Genomic DNA, 2,777 nt, shown 5'->3' with positions numbered 1-2,777 from the left:
GTGCGCACCCTCGCCGTCGCCGACGGCTGGCTCGGCCGCGGCGTCGGCCACCACATCCTGGAGCGGCTCGAGAACGACGCCCGCGAGCTCGGGCTGAAGCGCCTGTTCTGCCTGACCTTCGAGGTCGACTTCTTCGCGCGGCACGGGTACTCGCCCATCGGCGAGAAGGTCGTCGACCCCGAGGTGTACGCCGAGCTGCTGCGCTCGCCTGACGAGGGCGTCGCCGAGTTCCTCGATCTGGCGCGGGTGAAGCCGAACACGCTCGGCAACACCCGCATGCTTAAGACGCTCTGACGGCTGCGGCGTCGTAGCCTGATCCGGTGACTCCGCCACCCCGCCGCCTGCCCTCCGCGGTCTACCGCAGGCGCAGGGCGGGGGTCCTGCTCGCCCTCCTCGTGATCGTGGCGGGGCTGGCGGTCGTGCTGTCGCTGCAGCCCTGGGCCGGATCATCGCGCGCGGGCAGTGCGAGCCCCACGGCCACTCCGCTGCCCACGCTCTACCCGTCGTCGATGCCCGCCGCGTCCGGGGCGGTCCCCGACTGCACGGCCGACATGGTCGCGGTCACGGCGGTGACGGACGCGACGAGCTACGCCTCCGGGGAGAACCCGCAGCTCTCGCTGTCGCTGGCGAACATCTCGAACTCGGACTGCGTCATCGACGCGGGGACCTCGCAGCAGGTCTTCACCATCACGAGCGGCTCCGACCCGATTTGGACGTCGACGGACTGCCAGATCGGCGCCTCGGATCTCGAGGTCCTCCTGCAGGCGGGCCGGACCGTGACCGGCAGCCCCATCACGTGGGACCGCACCCGCTCCTCGCCCGACACCTGCTCCGGCGGGCGGGAGGCCGTCTCGGCCGAAGGGGCGGCCTACGCTCTGTCGGTGTCGATCGCGGGGATCCCGTCGGGGTCGACGACGCAGTTCCTGCTGCAGTAGTTCTCGCCCGTCCGACGGACGCGGCCCGCCACGTCGCGCGCCTACGCTCGGGAGCATGAGGGCGATTCCCACCGGTGTCCTGTCCGCCGTCACCGCAGCCGGGCTGCTCCTCGCTCCGCTGCTCGCCGCGCCCGCCGCGTCGGCGAGCGGTCTCGTGGCCGGAGTCGACGACTTCCGCTTCTCGGAGTACTCGGCCGACTTCGTGCTCGACCGCGACGACGAGGGCCGCTCGACGCTGACGACCGAGGAGACCTTCGTCGCCGAGTTCCCGCGGAACCAGAACCGCGGGATGCAGCGCGCGATCCCGCTCCGCTTCGACGGGCATCCGACGGACGTCGAGCTGGTGTCGGTGACGGACGAGGACGGCGCGCCGCGGCCGATCGAGACCGAGACGGAGGACGACGTCCTGATCGTCACGAGTGCCTCCGACGACTACGTCGCGGGTGAGCAGACGTACGTCTTCACCTACCGGCAGCGCAACGTGACCCTGCCCGCCTCCGGCACTTCGAGCGGAGAGGACGAGTTCTACTGGGACACGAACGGCACCGCCTGGCGGCAGCCGTTCGACGACTACCGGATCCGGATCGAGCTCGGCCCCGGGCTCGCGGAGGCGGCGACCGGCACGGCCTCGTGCTACCGCGGTGCCGCCGGCTCGACCGAGGAGTGCGCCCTCGAGGAGGGGGACTCGGTGGTGACGGCGACGGGCGCTGACCTGGCGGCCGGGGAGAACGTGACCGTGGCGGTGGGCTTCGCTCCCGGCACGTTCACTCCGCGGGACGACAGCTACTTCGCCTCGGCGTGGGCGTGGGTGCAGCTGGTCGGACTGGTGGCGCTGCTGGCGCTCCTCGCCGCGGCGGTGCACCGCAGGGCGACGGTGCTGAAGGACGCGCCGGGGCGGCCGACGATCATCGCCGAGTACGAGCCGCCGGTGCAGGGGCTGTTCCTGTCGGCGCAATTGCGGTCGAAGACCACCCGGGCCGCGGCGGCTGCGCTGGTCGACGCGGCGGTGCGGCGCTTCGCGCGGATCGAGGAGATCGAGGGGCCCAAGGGGAAGCCGTCTTTCGTGCTGCGGGTGCTCGATCCGGCGCAGGTGTCTCTGCGGGGTGCCGGTCGACCGCGGCCCCTGGCGGTCGACGAGCAGCGGTTCCGCGACATCGCGTTCGGGCCCTCGCCCGCGCCGGGTGCTGTTCGCGACCTGTCCGACAAGGACAAGGAGTTCGGCAAGGCGGTCACGGCGTTCTTGAGCGCTCTGCCGAAACGGCTGGAGGAGGAGGGCCTGCGGCGTCCGGGGACCGTCCGCGGGTCTGTATGGCTGATCCTGGCCACCGTCGTGGCGGCGATCGTCGCGGTGGTGGGCGGTGCGGGACTGCTCGTCGCGTCGCTGGGCGGTCCGCTGCCGTTCGTCCTGGTGCTGGGCGCGATCGCGGTGGGTGCGACGGTGTGCGTGCTGCTGGCGAAGGTGCCGCTCACCGCCGCGGGAGCGGAGCTGCGGGACCATCTGCGCGGGCTGGAGCTGTACCTGAAGCTGGCCGAGGCCGACCGGTTCGCCGTGCTGCAGTCGCCCGAGGGGGCGCAACGGAGCCGGCTCGGTCCGGTGGAGGTCGTGGAGGTGACCGAGCGGCTGCTGCCGTGGGCGGTGCTGCTGGGACTCGAATCGGAGTGGGCGAGCGCGCTGGCCGTGGCGTACGAGCGGGCGGGTGAGGACCCGGTCTGGTACTCGGGGTCGAGCGGGTTCCACGCGGCGGCCTTCGCGGGCAGCGTGTCGTCGTTCTCGTCGTCGGCGTCGAGCTTCGTCGGGTCGTCGACGAGCTCGTCGAGCGGCGGTGCCGGAGGGGGCGGCAG

3 protein-coding genes are annotated in these 2,777 nt (G+C 72.4%); all 3 read left to right on the top strand.

Annotated features, from left to right (window positions below; genetic code table 11):
• On the top strand, nucleotides 1-294 hold a 294-nt coding region (locus IOC53_RS18485), incomplete at its 5' end, for a GNAT family N-acetyltransferase (RefSeq protein ID WP_207408058.1).
• Between the two features lie 26 nt (nucleotides 295-320).
• Nucleotides 321-935: a hypothetical protein gene (locus IOC53_RS18480; RefSeq protein WP_207408056.1), complete on the top strand. Its 615-nt coding sequence runs from the start codon at nucleotides 321-323 to the stop codon at nucleotides 933-935.
• Between the two features lie 55 nt (nucleotides 936-990).
• Nucleotides 991-2,777 (top strand): DUF2207 domain-containing protein (locus IOC53_RS18475; protein ID WP_207408055.1); only part of this gene is annotated, 1,787 nt, incomplete at its 3' end.

The organism is Rathayibacter sp. SD072, assembly GCF_017355185.1.
GTDB lineage: Bacteria > Actinomycetota > Actinomycetes > Actinomycetales > Microbacteriaceae > Rathayibacter.
The sequence above is the reverse complement of the archived record's forward strand: the minus strand, read 5'-3'. Positions and strand labels throughout refer to the sequence as shown.